Here is a 15078-nt window from a genome sequence, read left to right as displayed (position 1 = left end):
CTGAAGGTGCCCCCGTGCTGCACACTGGCGCCCGTGGATGCTGGACAGGACAGGCGGCCCTCGGGTGGCGACGGCGGGTTGCGCTCCGCCGTGGTGGTCAACCCGGTGAAGGTCGACGATCTCGACGAGTTGCGCCGGACCGTGAACGACGCGCTCAACGCGGCCGGCTGGCCGGAGCCGCAGTGGTACGAAACCACTGTCGACGACCCGGGCCGCGGTCAGGCCGAGCAGGCCGTCAAGGCCGGTGTCGACCTGGTCTTCGCCTGCGGTGGCGACGGCACCGTGATGTCCTGTGTCAGCGCGCTCGTCGGCACCGACGTGGCCCTCGCCGTGCTGCCGCAGGGCACCGGCAACCTGCTCGCCGCCAACCTCGGTCTCTCCACCGACCTGGCCGCCGGGTTGCAGGTCGCCATCGAGCGGGGCCGACGACTGCTCGACGTCGGCGCCGTCGAGGACAAGTACTTCACCGTGATGGCCGGCATGGGCTTCGACGCCCAGATGCTCGCCGCCACCTCCGAGACCACCAAGGCCCGCATCGGCTGGCCGGCGTACGTCGTGGGTGCCGCCCGGCACCTGCGGGACCGGCCGATGCGGGTGCAGATCCGCATCGACGACCGCCCGCCGGTGCGCCGCCGGGCCCGCTCGGTCCTGATCGCCAACGTCGGCCGGCTCCAGGGCGGGGTGACCCTGCTCACCGAGGCCGAGCCGGACGACGGCTGGCTCGACGTCGCCGTACTCACCCCACGCAACCTGCGGCACTGGCTCGCGCTCGGCTGGGCGGTGATCCGCCGCAGCGGCCAGGTGCCGCAGATGGAGGTGTTCCGGGGCCGGCGCGTGGTGGTCACCAGCAACCGGGCCCAGCCCCGGGAACTGGACGGCGACCTCATCGCCCCGGGCCGACAGTTGCGGGCCGACATCCGGACCGAGGCGCTGTGGCTCTGCGTCCCCCAACCCGAGGATGTCCCCGACCTGGCTGTCGACGCGCAGGGCGCCGGAGAGCGGGGCGAGCAGCTCATCGAGGACGCGCGCCGTGAGTAGCACCCGGATCGTGCCGGAGACCCGGCTGATGGCCGACGAGGAGCTGTCCGCCGACGACGCCTGGCACACGCTGCGCCGGCAGGGCGGCTGGCCCCTGCTGCGGGACGCCTTCATCCGGTTCCGCTACGGCGACGGGTTCAGCCACTCACGGGCGTTCGCGCTGCAACTCTGCCTCGCCGTGGTGCCGTTCCTGATCGCCCTCACCGGCCTGATCAGCGAACTGGGCGTCGAGGAGGGCGGTCAGGTGGTGGCCGACACCGTCCTGGCGCTCACCCCGGGCCAGAGCGCCCAGATGGTCGCCGAGCTGCTGGGCGAGGGGGAACGCGTCGAGGACGCGGGAGAACTGGCACTCACCCTCGGCCTGCTCACCGGCCTGTTCGCGCTGACCACCACCATGGCCCAGATCGAACGGGGCGCGAACCGGATCTACGGGGTCGAACGGGACCGCCCCGCGTTGCGCAAGTACCTCCGCGCCGCGGTGCTGGCCGTCACCGCCGGCCTGCCCGCGCTCGCCGGGTTCCTGATCCTGGTCGGCGGCGGCGCGATGGGCGACTCGGTGCGCAGGCACTACGAGTGGGGTGCGTTCGCCAACGGCATCTGGGACGTGGTCCGCTTCCCCCTGAGCCTCGGCCTGACCGTCCTGGCCGTCGCCGTGCTGTTCCGGCAGGCGCCCCGACGCAACCAGCCCGGCCTGTCCTGGCTGTTCTTCGGCGCCGGCATCGCCACGGCCCTGTGGTGGCTGGCCAGCCTGCTGCTCGCCGCGTACGTGCGGTTCAGCGACGGCTTCGGGCAGACCTACGGCGCGTTGACCGGCATGATGGCGCTGCTGCTCTGGGCCAACCTGACCGGGATGGCGCTCTTCGGCGGGCTGGCCTTCGCCGCCCAACTGGAGGCGCTGCGCATCGGGGTACGGGAGCCGGCCCAACCAGACCTCTGGGAGCCCGACACCGACCGTGCCGAGCTGCTCGACACCGGGGACATGACGGCGCTGTAGGGCCTGTGTCAAAGTCCTCGGTCGAGCTGGGCCCGCCGCAGGCCGGCCAGGGGCTTTGACACAGGCCCTGGCGGCACCCGGCGTGTACGACGGACGCGGATCGGGTAAAGCGCCTCGCCAGAGATGAAAAGGGAGGTGCGGAGTGACCGCGGTCAAGGAGATGGCGCGACGTCCGATCGGTCACTTCGCCGAGCGGAGCGTCGCGGGTCTGGCGGCCGTCACCGGCGCCGGGGTGGCCTTCGGGCTGCTGTTGCTGCTCGTCCGGGTGCGGTGGAGCCCGTTGCAGGACGGCGACCACGCCGTCGCCGAGTGGTTCAACGGGCTCGTCGCCCCGCACCACGCCCTGGTCACCGTTCTGCAGGCGGTGACCGACCTGGGCGGCCGACCGATCCTCATCTGGTTGGTGAGCGTCGCCGTGGTCGGGCTGCTGATTCGGAGACAACCACGGCTGGCCGTCTACCTGATCATCACCGGGGTCGGTGGCCTGATCCTCGACCCGTCGCTGAAGACGCTTGTCGGTCGGCTCCGTCCGGTGGTGGACGTGCCGATCGCCAGCGCGCCGGGCAACAGCTTCCCGAGCGGGCACGCGCTGGGCTCGTTCGTCGCGTACGGGGCTCTGCTGCTGGTGTTCCTGCCGGCCATGGCGCCCCGCTGGCGCAAGCCGGCGATCGTCGGTGTCAGCGTGCTGGTGGCGGTGATCGGTCTGACCCGGATCGCGCTGGGCGTGCACTTCATCTCCGACGTGCTGGCCGGCTGGCTGCTCGGCGCGGCCTGGCTGGGCGTCACCGCGTACGCGTTCCGGCTGTGGCGGCGCGAGCGCGGGCGGCCGGTGCCGCCGCTGACCGAGGGCCTGGAGCCGGAGGCCGGGCACGACATCGCCGCCGCCCCGGCCGAGGAGCACGTGCTGGCCCACCCCCGCTCGGCGGTGGCCGAGTTGCTGGTGGGCTGGGTGCTCGTGTTCGGCGCGCTGTACGGCTTCGGCACGTACGTCAGCTACCACGCCAAGGGCACCGTCTTCGACACCCTCGACACCGACGTGCCGCGGTGGTTCGCCGAGCGGCACACCGACGTGTTGACCGACGTGAGCTGGTGGTGGAGCAAGTTCGGTGACACCCACGCGATCCTGATCATCTCGCTGGTGTTCTGCCCACTGGTGCTGGCGGTGTGGCGGCGCTGGCGTCCGGTGCTGTTCCTGGCGCTGGCGATGGTGGGGGAGCTGACCCTGTTCCTCGCCTCGGCCCGCGCCGTCGACCGACCGCGCCCGGCCGTGGAGAACCTCGACGGGCAGATGCCCACCTCGTCGTTCCCGTCGGGGCACATCGCGGCCACCATCTGCGTCTGGCTGGCCATCACTGTCATCGTGTTCCCGCGTACCGACAGGTGGTGGCGTTGGATCTTCGTGGCGCTGGCCGTGATCATGCCGGCCGGTGTCGCCACCTCCCGGATGTACCGGGGCATGCACCACCCGACCGACTTCATGGGCGCGATCCTGCTCTCCGCGCTCTGGATCGGGCTGCTCTACCTCGTCGTCCGCCCGAACGCGGACCTGAAGGAAGGCAACCAACCGGCCATCGAGTCGGAGGACGTGGACACCCTCGACGACGAGCTGGCGCGCGCCGGCCGAGCCGACTGAGGGCCACGTGCTGCGGTTGATGACCTGGAACATCCGCACCGGCGGTCGGGATCGCGGCGGCGCCGACCGGCTGGATCAGGTGGTCCGGGTCATCGACGAGCAGGCACCGGACGTGCTGGCCCTCCAGGAGCTGCGCGGCTTCGACCGCGACGGGCTGATGGCCGCCGTGGCGGGTCGGGTGGGGATGACGCCGTACCTGGCCCGGTCCTGTCTGGGGCAGCCGGTGGCGGTGCTGGTCCGGCCGCCCTACCAGGTCGTCGACGCGGGGACGCTGCGCCGGCCGTTCCACCACGCCGCCGTCCGTGTCGTGGTGGCGACCGCCGCCGGCCCGCTCACCGTGCTCGGTACGCACCTCTACCCGTACTCCGGTGGACGGCGGCGGATGGAGGCCGACTGGCTGGTCCGGGCGGTGCGACGGGCCCGGGGGCCGTTGACAGTTGTCACAGGTGACCTCAACTCGCTCGACCCGAGCGTCGACCACACCGAGCGGCTGGCCGGGATGCCGGCCCTCTACCGGCGGCGGCATCTGCGCCGCTTCGGTGGGGCCGTGGACACCCGGGCGATCGCCCGGCTGCTCGCCGCCGACCTGGTCGACCTCTGGCCGTCGCGCAACGTCGGGGCACCGGAGGCCGACGGCCACACGGTGCCCACCCGCTTCGGCGGGGCCGAGTTCGCCGGAATGCGCCTGGACTACCTGCTCGGCACCCGCGCGGTGGCGCAGCGGACGCGGGAGTGCCGGGTGGTCCGGGGCGCAACGGCGGACCGCGCCTCGGACCACTACCCGCTGCTCACCACACTCGACCTGGGCCCGAAGGCAACCGACGCCTGAGGCGTGGCGCTGGCCCGAGGTGCTCGGCGTCCGGGGCCGGCGCCGCCGACGGGACGCCTCAGAGCACCAGGTTGAGCAGGACGGTGAGCACCACCGACGCGAGGATCGAGAAGAGGATCATCAGGAGGCAGCCGAGGCCACCGCCGAGCGGGCGGATCTCCGTGTTGCCGAAGCGCATGAGGGTCACCTGTCCGAGAGTGCCGGATGCGGGGCGAGCAGGCGGCGGCACGCGTCCGCCACCTCCGTCGGGGCGGTCGTGACCACGTTGTGTGCGGCACCGGGCACGACCACCAGGCGCGCGTCCGGCACGAGCCGGGTCACCTCGTCGCGCCAGGGTGCCGGTACGACCGGGTCACGATCACCGGTCACGACGAGGGTTGGCGCGGTGACGCGGACGAGGTCGCCCTCGACCGGGTTGCGCACCGAGTGCGACACCGTCGCGTAGACCCGCCAGGGCCGGGCGTTCCAGACGTCGCGGACCAGGATCGGTGCCTGCAACGGCGCTTCGCGCAGGCAGTCCACCAGCCACCTGCCGAACTGCGCCGTACGGGACCGGGCCGACGGGTCACTTGTCGGCCCGGCCAACACCAGGGCGCGTACCGCGTCCGGGTGGTTCGCGGCGAGCGCGGCGGCCACCTCCGCGCCGAACGAGTGCCCGAGCAGGCAGACCGGCGGCAGCCGGTACTCGGCCAGCCAGGCGGCCAGGTGCGCGGCGTGCCGCTGGACGTCGTACGCGCCGTCGGGGTGTTCGGTCAGCCCGAAGCCGGGCAGGTCCGGCACGTACACCGGATGGGTGGTGGCGAGCGCGACGGCCAGCGGGGTGAGGTAGCGGTGTGAGACGGCCAGGCCGTGCACCAGCACCACGGGTGGCGTCCCGGTCCCCGGGGTCGTGCTGCGCCGGGTGTGGGTGCGTAGCCCGTCGACGAGCCGCCAATCGCTTGTCAACCCGGCGGCCGGCCGGGGCGCGGCCATGGCGAGTCGTAGCTCGGTCGGGCCGAAGTGGCCGCTGGGCGTCGGCTTCACAACGCCCGCAGCCGGGGCAGTAGCTGCTCCTGCGCCCAGTCCAGGAACATCGGCTGGGTCTCCCCACCGACCTGGATGATCGCCACGTGGGTGAAGCCCGCGTCGACGAACTTGCGGAACGCCTCGACGTGCCTGTCCACGTCCGGGCCGCAGGGGACGCCCTCGGCGACGTCCTCCTCCCGGACGAACTGGGTGGCGGCGGCGAAGGACTCCGGGCCGGGCAGGTCGGCGTTGACCTTCCAACCCATCCCGAACCAGCGGAACTGGTCGTGCACGATCTTGCGGCACTCCGCCTCGTCGGGGCCGTAGCAGATGGCGACCTGCCCGTACCGGGGCTGGCCGGCGCCGCCGGCGTCGTCGTACATCTCGATGATGTGCCGGTCGGGTTCGGTGGAGATGATGCCGTTGCCGTACTCGGCGGCCAAGGTCGCGGACTGCCGACCGGACGCGGCGACTGCCATCGGCACCGGCCGTTCCGGGCGGTCCCAGACGTAGGCGTCGGGCACGTCGAAGTGGTTGCCGGAGAAGGTGAGCGTCTCCCCGTTGAGCAACGGCCGGATGATCTGCAACGCCTCCTCGAACATCTCGTGCCGCTGCTGCACGTGCGGCCAGCCACCGACCACGTGTTCGTTCAGGTTCTCCCCGGCGCCCAGACCGAGGGTGAACCGGCCGTCCGAGAGCGCCCCGATCGTGCTGGCCTTCTGCGCGACCACGGCCGGGTGGTAGCGGCGGATCGGGCAGGTCACGAACGACATCAGTTGGGCGCGGGAGGTGGCGTGGGCGACCGCGCCGAGCACCGACCAGGCGTACGGGGAGTGGCCCTGGGAGTCCAGCCACGGGTAGTAGTGGTCGGACATCACCAGTTGGTCGAAGCCGGCCGCCTCGGCCCGGACCGCGTGGTCGACCAACTGCTTGGGACCGGCCTGTTCGCCCATCAGGGTGTAACCGACGCTGACCATCCTGGTATCCCCTCTCACCGACTGATCGTTCCCGGGATACCCCGGTCGGCCGCGGTCAACCCTCCCGTCCGGTTCCGGGATGGCAGTGCTTGACGGATGACGGTGACCTGCCTACCGTCGGTCTTAACCGGTTAAGAGCCGGAGGTGGCGCACATCCTGTGGTGGGGATGACCGCCCCGTGACGGCCCGCGTTCGCGTGGGCCGTTGCGGCTGTCCGGCCTCCGGGCCGGCCAACTGAACCGGTTGCGGGGGCCAATCCATCGCCCTACGCTGATGCGTGCGCGCCGGGAGTCGGGCGCGGCTGCCGGGCTGCAGCCGCCTTCCCCTGTCACGTCCCACCCCTGTCGGGCACCGGGGGTCCTCCCTGAGGAAGGCCATGAAGACTCGACTCACCGCCACCGGCGCCGCCCTGCTCGCGTTGCTCGTCGCCGTGCTGGCGTTCGGCCAGCCGGCGCACGCCGCAGCTGGCTTCTCCGTAGCGGGTGGCAAGTTGTACGACGCCAACGGCACCGAATTCATCATGCGGGGCGTCAACCACGCGCACACCTGGTATCCGCAGCAGACCAGCTCCTTCGCCGACGTCAAGGCGCTCGGCGCGAACACCGTGCGGGTGGTGCTCTCCAGCGGGGACCGGTGGACCCGCAACACCAACGCCGACGTCGCCAACGTCATCTCGACCTGCAAGGCCAACCGGCTGATCTGCGTGCTCGAGGTCCACGACACCACCGGGTACGGCGAGCAGAGCGGGGCGGTCACCCTCGACCGGGCCGTCGACTACTGGCTCAGCCTCGCCGACGTTCTCGTCGGCCAGGAGAGATACGTCATCGTCAACATCGGCAACGAACCGTACGGCAACCAGAACTACGGCTCCTGGGCCACCGACAACGCCAACGCGATCAAACGCCTACGCAACGGCGGGCTGACCCACACGATCATGGTGGACGCGCCGAACTGGGGTCAGGACTGGTCCTTCACCATGCGGGACAACGCCGCCTCGGTCTTCGCCGCCGACCCGGCCCGCAACACCGTCTTCTCCATCCACATGTACGGGGTCTTCGACACCGCCGCGGAGATCAGCGACTATCTGGGCCGGTTCCGTGCCGCAGGGCTGCCGATCGTGGTCGGCGAGTTCGGTTTCAACCACTCCGACGGGGACCCGGACGAGGACACCATCCTCGCGTACAGCCAGGCCAACGGGATCGGCTGGTTGGGCTGGTCGTGGAGTGGCAACGGCGGTGGGGTGGAATATCTCGACCTCGCCACCAACTTCAACCCGGCCAGCCTGACCACCTGGGGTCAACGCCTCTTCAACGGCGCCAACGGCATCCGGCAGACCGCCCGGGAGGCCAGCGTCTTCGGTGGCCCGCCCCCGCCGACCACGCCCCCGCCCACGACGCCCCCGCCCACCACCCCGCCACCCACGACGCCGCCACCCACCACGCCGCCGCCGACCACGCCGCCGCCCGCGGGTGGCTGCACGGCGACCTACACGGTGACCAACCAGTGGCAGGGCGGCTTCCAGGGTGAGGTACGAGTGACCGCGGGCACCACAGCGATCACCGGATGGACCATCCGTTGGACCTTCGCCAACGGCCAGAGCGTCACCCAGTCCTGGAACGCCATACTGACCAGCAGCGGGTCGGCGGTGACCGCGCGCAACCTGGCCTACAACGGCAGGTTGGCCGCCGGCGCCAGCGTCAGCTTCGGGTTCCTGGGCGGCTGGACCGGCAGCAACCCGACACCGCCGGTGAGTTGCACGGTGAGCTGATCAACGAAGCCCGACAGCGGTGGCCGGGCCCGTCCGGGCCCGGCCACCCCAATCGGCTGCGGCGACCGCTGTGGGACGCGGCACGTCCATGAGGGACGGTGGCCCACCCGTCCGATCGTTAGGCTCACCCCGTGAAACGGCGGACTGCGTTGGTTCTGGTGGCGCTTGGGATGACCTCCGTGCTGCTGATGGGTTTCGGCGTCTACACCACGGCCAGCTTGTTGTTGCGGCCACCACCGGCGGCGATGGCGGCCGATGTGGTGGGCGACTGGAGTGGTCGCGACAGTGTCGCGCTGACACTCAATCCCGACCACACCTTCGACGCGCGGAATCTGCCCCTCAACATCCAGTCGTCTCGTTACTCGACGCCCTTCAGCGGCTCGGGCAAGTGGTGGCTGTCGACCCCGGACCGCTACCACAGTCAAGATGTGGTCGTGGAGACCGACGGGTACGGCATGCCGCTGACGCTGGCGAGGTCGGATGGGCGGATCCGGCTCTTTCTGACGGACCTCACGGTGGTTGCGGGCGATCGGTTCTGGTTGGACAAGAGCTGAAGCGGGCCGGCCCGGCCGGACCGACCGCCGGGACGGGCGCGGTCAGTGTTCGCCGGCCAGGTTCACGATGACCACCCCGGCGATGATCAGTGCGATTCCGGCAAGCTTGGACAGCCCGACCGGCTCATCCAGGAACACCGCCCCGATCGCCACGATGGTGGCGGTACCCAGACCGGACCAGAGCGCGTACGCGACACCCACCGGGATCTGCTTGACGGCCTGAGCCAGCAGGATGAACGCCAGCACGTACCCGGCGAGGCAACCCACCGTCGGCCAGAGGCGGCTGAACCCGGCGGTGGACTTGAGCAGGCTGGTCGCCAGCACCTCGGCGAGGATGGCGATCCCCAGCAGCACGTACGCCATGCGTCCCCCTTCGTGGTCGACGAACCCGCCGCCGCCCAGGCTGGCGTCGGCGATGCCCACGCCGGCCGAAGCTGCCCTGCGTTGCGCCGCGCGGGCCTGTCCTACGAAGGATCAACGCGCTCGGTGGCCAGCCGGGCTGCCCGCATCGTCAGATAACGCTGTTCGGGCAGGCTGCTCGTGCGGGCGGCGGCGGCCCGGTAGTCGATGATTGCCTGCTCCCGGTCGCCGGCCATCTCGTGCAGGTGGGCGCGGGCGGCGGGCAGCCGGTGGTGCCCGGCGAGTCGGGGGTCGTCGGCCAACGCGTCGAGGGCGGCGAGGCCGGCCGCCGGTCCGTGCACCATGGCGGTCGCCACGGCCCGGTTGAGCGCCACCACCGGGCTGCCGACGAGCCGTTCCAGCACCTCGTAGAGCGCCAGGATCTGCGGCCAGTCGGTCTGCTCGGTGCTCGGCGCCTCGTCGTGCAGGGCGGCGATGGCGGCCTGCACCTGGTACGGGCCGATCGGCCCACGCGGGAGGGCCTGGGTGACCAGGGCGGTGCCCTCGGCGATCGCCGCCGCGTCCCAGCGGCTGCGGTCCTGGTCGGCCAGCGAGATCAGCTCGCCGGAGGGCCCGGTCCGCGCCGGACCGCGCGCCTCGGTGAGCAGCATCAACGCCAGCAGCCCTGTCGATTCGCTGTCGTCGGGCAGCAGCGCGTGCAATGCGCGGGTCAGCCGGATCGCCTCCACCGCGAGGTCGATCCGGCGTAGGTCCGGGCCGGTGGTGCTGGTGTGCCCCTCGGTGAAGACCAGGTAGAGCACCTGCCGCACGCTGGCGAGCCGGTCGGCCCGCTCCGCCTCCTCGGGCATCCGGAACGGTAGCCCGGATGCGCGGATGCGCTGCTTGGCCCGGCTGATCCGCTGCGCCATGGTCGCCTCGGGCACCAGGAACGCGCGGGCGATCTCGGCGGTGCTCAGCCCGCCGACGGCGCGCAGGGTCAGCGCCACGGCCGACGTCGGGGCGAGCGCCGGATGGCAGCAGAGCATCAGCAGGACCAGAGTGTCGTCCCGCTCGGCTGTCAACTCCTCGTCGGCGGCCGGTGCGTACTGCCGGTCGTCCGGGTCGCGACGTGCGACCAGGTCCTCCCGGCGACGCCGGGCCTGCTCACCGCGGACCAGCTCGATCATCCGGCGGTAACCGACCTGGATCAGCCAGCCGCGCGGGTTCGCCGGCAACCCTTCGGTCGGCCACTGGGTGGCGGCGGCCAGCAACGCCTCCTGCACCGCGTCCTCGGCGGTGGCGAAGTCACCGAAACGCCGGGCGAGCACGCCGAGGACCTGCGGCGCCAACTCGCGCAGCAGGTCCTCGATGCGGGGGTCGGTGATCAGCCGTCAAGTTCCTGTGCCGGGGCGGACATCACCGGGTGCACCTCGATCGGCATGTTCAGCGGCCGGCCGCCGGGGCCGGGTGCGGTGGAGATGTACGCGGCCAGCTCCACCGCCCGTTCCGGGCTGTCGCAGTCGACGATCCAGAAGCCGGCGAGGAACTCCTTCGTCTCGGCGAACGGCCCCTCGGTGACCACCGGCGCCCCGCCCTCACCGGCGCGGACGATCCGGGCCTGCTGCGGGCCGCCGAGACCCTGCGCGTCGACCCACTCCCCGGCGGCGGTGAGCTTGTCGTTGACCTCGCCCATGAACGCGATGTGCGCCTGGACCTCCTGCGGGGTCCAGGCGTCGATGCTCGGGAAGTCGGCCCCGGCGGCGCTGAACTGCATAAGCAGCATGTACTTCATGGTTGGCTCCTCACGCCCGCGCACCCTCGTCGGTGCTCTCACCCTGAGGTAGAAACAGGCGGAGCCGTTCTCGACACCCCGACCGAAGATTCCGCAGAATCTTTTCAGACAACGGCGTCGACCTCCAGCACCAGGCTCTGCTCCGGGTGCATTGCCGGCAGTTGCACACCCACCCGGGCCAGCGCCGCCCCGCTGAGGGTGACACCGCTCGCCAGCCAGGCAGGGGCGGACCGCTCGATGGTCGCCGGGGCCGGTACGTCCGCCACCTGTCGCACCCGGTAACGCCGCCCGGGGTCCAGGCCGGGCAGGCGCACCGCGCCCGGAGTCTGCGCCACCGAGGTGGTCAGCCGCGCCACCGCGTACACCGCCCGGGTCTTGTCGTGCTCGACCACGCCGTGTGCCCAGACGGCCGGATCCGGGTGGTCGACCCGGACCACCCGGCCGGAGTGCAGAATCGGGCGCAGTCGCTTGTGCAGTGCCACCCAGGCGGCCAGCTCGGCCTGCTCGGCGGCGCTGATGGAGGCGATGTCCCACTCGATGCCGTGGTGGCCGAAGAGCGCGGTCGCCGCCCGGAAGCCCAGGTCGTGTACGCGGTTGGTGGTGTGCGAGCGCTGCGGGCCGATGTGCGTGCCGACCAGCTCCGGTGCCAGCAGCAACCCGGTCCAGCGCTGGATGCTGAGCCGTTCCAGGGCGTCGTTGCAGTCGCTGGCCCAGACCCGGTCGGTGCGGGCCAGGATGGCGAGGTCCACCCGGGCCCCGCCGGAGGAGCAGCTTTCCATCTCCACGCCGGGATGCCGGCGGCGCAACTCGTCGAGCAGCCGGTAGACCGCCAGGGTCTGTCCGTGCACGCCGGGGCGACCGTGGTGCCCGGCCTCGGTGAGGTCCCGGTTCTGGTCCCACTTGAGGTAGCTGATGCCGGGGTGGTCGGTGAGCAGCGTGTCGAGGCGTTCCAGCAGGTAGTCGTAGGTCTCCGGGCGGCCCAGGTCGAGCACCTGCTGGTTGCGCCACGCCGGGGGCAGTCGGCCCGGCACGGCCAGCAGCCAGTCCGGGTGCGCGCGGAACAGGTCGGAGTCGGGGTTGACCATCTCCGGCTCCACCCACAGACCGAACTCCAGGCCCCGCCCGGTGACGTGGTCGATGAGCGGTTTCAGGCCGTCGGGCCAGACGCCCTCGTCGACGTACCAGTCACCGAGGCCTGCGGTGTCGTCGCGCCGGCCGCGGAACCATCCGTCGTCGAGCACGAACCGCTCCACGCCGATCTGCGCGGCCCGGTCGGCGAGGGCCCGCAGCCGGTCCAGGTCGTGGTCGAAGTAGACGGCCTCCCAGACGTTGAGGGTCACCGGCCGGGGCGTGCGCGGGTGCCCGGGTCGAGCCCGCAGGTGCGTGTGCAGCACGTCGCTGAGCCCGTCCAGCCCGACGTCGGACCAGACCGCGTAGAGCAGGGGAGTGTCGTACGACTCGCCGGGGCCGAGTCGGATCTCGCCGGGGGCCAGCAGCTCTCCGCCGCCGAGGGTCGACTCGCCGGTGGGCCGCCGCTCGGCGAATGTGACGTGGTCGCCGCTCCACGCGGTGTGCACCGCCCACACCTCGCCGTGGCCGAAGCCGAACCCGGCGGTGCCCGCCACCAGCAGCAGCGTGGCGTCGTGCCCGGTCCGGCCGTGCCGACCCTCGCGGACCCAGGCGCCCTGCGGCCACGGGTGCCGCTGCGGGGACCGTTCCCGGCACCACCGACCGGTCAGGTCGAGCAGCTCGGTGGCGACCGCCGGCACCGGCAGCACCGGCGTCAGCTCCCGCAGCTCGTACGGCGTGTCGCCGGTGTTGCGCAGCCGGTGCCGGACGGTCAGCAGGCCGTGCGGGTCAAGCGTGATCTCGCTGGTCAGGGCCAGACCGGCGGCCGGGTCCGACGCCCGCACGGTCAGCCGCGCGGCGCCGGGCCCGCCGTGCCCACCGTCGGCCAGGAGTACGCCCACCACCTCGCCGCCCGCGGCCAGGTGGCCCGGGTCGGTGCCGATGTCGCACACGTCCCACCCGTCGAGGCGGAACGAGGTGGACCAGTCCCGTCCGTCGCGGTGCCCGGCCAACCCGGGCCGTCCGCTCCAGCCGGCGCTCGCTTCCGGCAGCAGGGACAGCGCTGGCGGTTCGTCGAAGCTGCTCGGCACCACCGGCGGCACCGTCGCTTCGGCGAGCTGCCGCAGGGCGTCGTCGTCGAGGTCGCCGATGTCGCCGCCCCAGTGCACGATCCGGGGCAGCCCCGCGCCGCGCGCGTCGAGCACCAGGCTGGTCCGCGCGCGGCGCAGGTGCAGGATGGTCATCCTTTGGAAGCTCCCAAGGTCAGGCCCCGAACGAAGTGCCGCTGGAGCATAAAGAAGATCACCAGGGTGGGGATCGCGACGAGCACGCTGCCCGCCGAGACCAGGTTGTTGTCGGTGAAGAACTCGCCGCGCAGGTTGTTGAGCGAGCTGGTGACGGGGAACTTGTCGCCGGTGCGCATCAGGACGGTGGCCCAGAAGAACTCGTTGTAGATCCAGGTCACCTCCAGGGTCGCCAGCGCCGCCAGGGCCGGCCGGCACAGTGGCATGGTGACCTGCCAGTACTGCCGCCAGATGCTGGCTCCGTCGACCATCGCCGCCTCGTAGAGGTCGCGGGGCAGCGCCTTCATGTAGTTGCTGAGCACGAAGACGCAGAATCCACACTGGAACGCGACGTTGATCAGGATCAGGCCCCAGTAGCTGTCGTAGAGCAGCTCGGAGTCGCTCATGAACTCCGGCAGCGGCACCTCGGTGAACAGCCGGAACAGCGGGATGAGCAGCGCCTGCTGGGGCAGCAGGTTGGCCGCGGTGAAGATCCCGAGCAGGACGACGTTGAGCTTCCAGCTGAACCGGGCGATGACGAACGCCACGCAGGAGGCGAGGAAGAGGGTGAGCAGCACCGCCGGCACGGTGATGTACACCGAGTTGAGGAAGTGCTTGCCGAACTCCGCTGTCCGCCAGGCGGTGACGTAGTTGTCGACGGTCCAGCCGCCGAACGACACGTAACCGTTGGCGGCGGTGTAGTCGTACGAGCGCAGCGAGGTCAGCACCGCCCAGGCGATCGGGAAGAGCCAGGCCAGCGAGACGACGATGAGGAAGCCGTGCAGCAGCAGCCGCGCCGGGGTCAGTGTGCGGCGGCGGCGCTGAGTGTCGACGGTCATTCCCGGTTCTCCCTCATCACGGTCGCCAGGTAGATGGTGATGAAGACCAGCGAGACGACAAGCATGATCGTGGCCAGTGCCGAGCCGAAGCCGATCCGGCTCGCCTCACCCACCACGTTCTGGGTGACCAGCGCGGAGATCAGCTCCAGCCCGTTGCGGCCCTTGTTGACCACCCAGACCAGGTCGAACGCGCGCAGCGACTCGATCACCGTCACCACCAGCACGATGATGTTGATGGGCCGCATGACCGGGAACACGACCCGGAAGAACGTCCGGCTCTCCGAGGCGCCGTCGACCGCCGCGGCCTCACGCAGCGAGGGGTCGACGCCCTTCAGCCCGGCCAGGTAGAGCAGCATGATGTACCCGACGTGCCGCCACCCGGAGGCGACCAGGACGGCCCAGATGTTGACGTTCGAGTCGCCGTACCAGTCGATGCTGCTGCCGAACACCGCGTTGATCAGGCCCTGGTCGCGGGAGTAGAGGAGCTGCCAGACGAAGCCGATGAGCGCCAGCGAGAGCACCACCGGCAGGTAGAGCGCGGTCTGGTAGAAGCGGCTGCCGCGCAGCTCCTTGTCCAACAGGACGGCCAGGAACATGCCGAACGGGGTGGCGATCACGAACAGGGCGGCCAGCCAGAGCAGGTTGTGCTGGATCGCCGGCACGAACGGCGGGTAGATGTTCACCACGTCGCTGTAGTTGCGCGCGCCGACGAACTCGATCTCGTTCAGTGGGCCGATGCCGTCCCAGTTGGTGCCGGACAGCAGCACGGTGGCCGCGGCCGGCAGCCAGACGAACCCGGTGACGAGCAGCAGCGGGACGAGCACCATCAGCGTGATGACCACGCGGTCGGTGCGGGACAGGAGCCGTAGCCGCCGGCGTCGACCACCAGTGGAGGTGGTCGAGGCCGGCGGCGGCACGGCGCGATCCGCTTGGATCAGGGGCAGGTCGGACACGATGTC

General features: G+C 71.3%; 15 protein-coding genes. 6 read left to right on the top strand and 9 right to left on the bottom strand.

Annotation, left to right across the window (positions count from 1 at the left end; all coding sequences use genetic code 11):
- Window positions 1-33: 33 nt before the first annotated feature.
- From AB0F61_RS23540 to AB0F61_RS23525, 4 genes are all read left to right on the top strand, one after another.
- Entirely contained in the window at window positions 34-1038 is a 1005-nt protein-coding gene (locus tag AB0F61_RS23540) for a diacylglycerol kinase family protein (protein WP_357813159.1), read from the top strand.
- A complete protein-coding gene (locus AB0F61_RS23535; protein ID WP_357813157.1) occupies window positions 1031-2032 on the top strand; it encodes a YihY/virulence factor BrkB family protein in 1002 nt (333 codons plus the stop codon). The genes AB0F61_RS23540 and AB0F61_RS23535 overlap by 8 nt, the downstream gene beginning before the upstream one ends.
- Window positions 2033-2174: 142 nt before the next feature.
- Window positions 2175-3665: a phosphatase PAP2 family protein gene (locus AB0F61_RS23530; protein ID WP_357813155.1), complete on the top strand. Its 1491-nt coding sequence runs from the start codon at window positions 2175-2177 to the stop codon at window positions 3663-3665.
- Between the two features lie 7 nt (window positions 3666-3672).
- Complete coding sequence (locus tag AB0F61_RS23525; RefSeq protein WP_357813152.1) at window positions 3673-4494, top strand: endonuclease/exonuclease/phosphatase family protein; 822 nt, start codon at window positions 3673-3675, stop codon at window positions 4492-4494.
- A gap of 58 nt (window positions 4495-4552) precedes the next feature.
- On the opposite strand, the gene AB0F61_RS23520 is transcribed toward AB0F61_RS23525, so the two are convergent.
- From AB0F61_RS23520 to AB0F61_RS23510, 3 genes are read right to left on the bottom strand one after another with little or no spacing between them, the layout of a single operon-like run.
- A complete protein-coding gene (locus AB0F61_RS23520; RefSeq protein WP_355029451.1) occupies window positions 4553-4681 on the bottom strand; it encodes a hypothetical protein in 129 nt (42 codons plus the stop codon).
- On the bottom strand, window positions 4678-5517 hold the full coding sequence (locus AB0F61_RS23515) for an alpha/beta hydrolase (RefSeq protein ID WP_357813150.1): 840 nt from the start codon (window positions 5515-5517) through the stop codon (window positions 4678-4680). The genes AB0F61_RS23520 and AB0F61_RS23515 overlap by 4 nt, the downstream gene beginning before the upstream one ends.
- Entirely contained in the window at window positions 5514-6476 is a 963-nt protein-coding gene (locus AB0F61_RS23510) for a TIGR03557 family F420-dependent LLM class oxidoreductase (RefSeq protein ID WP_357813147.1), read from the bottom strand. The genes AB0F61_RS23515 and AB0F61_RS23510 overlap by 4 nt, the downstream gene beginning before the upstream one ends.
- A gap of 376 nt (window positions 6477-6852) precedes the next feature.
- Here AB0F61_RS23510 and AB0F61_RS23505 point away from each other — a divergent pair, with 376 nt between their 5' ends.
- Window positions 6853-8244, top strand: a complete 1392-nt coding sequence (locus AB0F61_RS23505; protein ID WP_357813144.1) for a cellulase family glycosylhydrolase — start codon at window positions 6853-6855, stop codon at window positions 8242-8244.
- 131 nt (window positions 8245-8375) lie between these two features.
- A complete protein-coding gene (locus AB0F61_RS23500) occupies window positions 8376-8798 on the top strand; it encodes a hypothetical protein (RefSeq protein WP_357813142.1) in 423 nt (140 codons plus the stop codon).
- 42 nt (window positions 8799-8840) lie between these two features.
- On the opposite strand, the gene AB0F61_RS23495 is transcribed toward AB0F61_RS23500, so the two are convergent.
- From AB0F61_RS23495 to AB0F61_RS23470, 6 genes are all read right to left on the bottom strand, one after another.
- On the bottom strand, window positions 8841-9221 hold the full coding sequence (locus AB0F61_RS23495; protein ID WP_357813139.1) for a multidrug efflux SMR transporter: 381 nt from the start codon (window positions 9219-9221) through the stop codon (window positions 8841-8843).
- A gap of 41 nt (window positions 9222-9262) precedes the next feature.
- The gene (locus AB0F61_RS23490) at window positions 9263-10522 is read right to left on the bottom strand and encodes a sigma-70 family RNA polymerase sigma factor (protein ID WP_357813245.1); all 1260 of its coding nucleotides are present in this window, start codon (window positions 10520-10522) and stop codon (window positions 9263-9265) included.
- Window positions 10522-10929, bottom strand: a complete 408-nt coding sequence (locus AB0F61_RS23485; RefSeq protein WP_357813136.1) for a YciI family protein — start codon at window positions 10927-10929, stop codon at window positions 10522-10524. The genes AB0F61_RS23490 and AB0F61_RS23485 overlap by 1 nt, the downstream gene beginning before the upstream one ends.
- Window positions 10930-11033: 104 nt before the next feature.
- On the bottom strand, window positions 11034-13241 hold the full coding sequence (locus tag AB0F61_RS23480) for an alpha-galactosidase (protein ID WP_357813133.1): 2208 nt from the start codon (window positions 13239-13241) through the stop codon (window positions 11034-11036).
- Entirely contained in the window at window positions 13238-14119 is an 882-nt protein-coding gene (locus tag AB0F61_RS23475) for a carbohydrate ABC transporter permease (RefSeq protein ID WP_357813131.1), read from the bottom strand. Before AB0F61_RS23475 ends, AB0F61_RS23480 begins: the two co-directional genes overlap by 4 nt.
- Window positions 14116-15072: a sugar ABC transporter permease gene (locus AB0F61_RS23470; protein WP_357813128.1), complete on the bottom strand. Its 957-nt coding sequence runs from the start codon at window positions 15070-15072 to the stop codon at window positions 14116-14118. Before AB0F61_RS23470 ends, AB0F61_RS23475 begins: the two co-directional genes overlap by 4 nt.
- Between the last annotated feature and the right edge of the window lie 6 nt (window positions 15073-15078).

The sequence above is a fragment of the Micromonospora sp. NPDC023888 genome (assembly GCF_040639415.1).
GTDB lineage: Bacteria > Actinomycetota > Actinomycetes > Mycobacteriales > Micromonosporaceae > Micromonospora.
This window is presented reverse-complemented; position numbering and strand designations above follow the sequence as displayed.